Here is an 833-nt window from a genome sequence, read left to right as displayed (position 1 = left end):
CATTTTCTCTTTAATTTATGTGCTACTGCGGTGGTTGTGCCAGAGCCTAAGAAGAAGTCTATAACAAGGTCGTTCTCGTTGGAAGTAGATTCTATGACTCTTTTCAATAAAATCTCAGAATTTTGGGTAGAAAACTTTTCTGCTGTAAAAACACCAAATTCATACCCGGGTAGATCTGACCAATTATTATCTATAATAACATTGGAATCTTGAAGTTTTTCTGGGATGTAATTAATTTTTTCCCCTTTTGAATTTATATATGAGAGGGATTTGTTAATTTTAATTCTTCCTTCTTTGGTTAATTCATCTATTTTTTCTTGTGAATTAGTCCAATGTCTATCTTTTGGCGGATATAACAAAACCTTCTCTTCGCCTACTATAAAATATTTAGGAATTTTACTTGCTCCTGCCGAATGAGCCCACTGCCATTTACTTTCAAGAATTTTATGACAAAAAATACATTCTCTTTGCTTTTGTAATTGATTTAACTTAAATAACTCAGTTAAGGAATATAAAAAGAGACTCTCTGTTGTTGTGGTAAATGCTTCTGAACTTTTCTGAAAACGATTTATTATAATCTCATTCCTAAAATTCTCCTCATCAAAAACCTCATTCATTAAAAGTCTAACATACATGTTTCCGTTATAGTCACATCGGACAAAAATACTTCCTTTGGGATTCAAAATATCTTTGGCTACTCGCAATCTATTTTCCAGTAAGGTTATCCAGCTTGCGTCTTTATATTTCACCGAATAAAAGTAGTCGGCATCAGATTCTTTATTAAAAGGCGGATCAATGTAAATGGTCTGCACTTTCTCTTTGAACTTGGGTAA

General features: G+C 32.5%; 1 protein-coding gene. It reads right to left on the bottom strand.

Features of this window, described 5'->3' with window-relative positions:
- The coding region (locus tag COZ07_RS02440; RefSeq protein ID WP_406607003.1) for a DNA methyltransferase at positions 1-812 on the bottom strand (812 nt) is incomplete at its 3' end.
- Positions 813-833 lie beyond the last annotated feature (21 nt).

Origin of the sequence: Candidatus Infernicultor aquiphilus, assembly GCF_002784285.1 — a bacterium.
Classification (GTDB): domain Bacteria; phylum Atribacterota; class Phoenicimicrobiia; order Phoenicimicrobiales; family Phoenicimicrobiaceae; genus Infernicultor; species Infernicultor aquiphilus.
The sequence above is the reverse complement of the archived record's forward strand: the minus strand, read 5'-3'. Positions and strand labels throughout refer to the sequence as shown.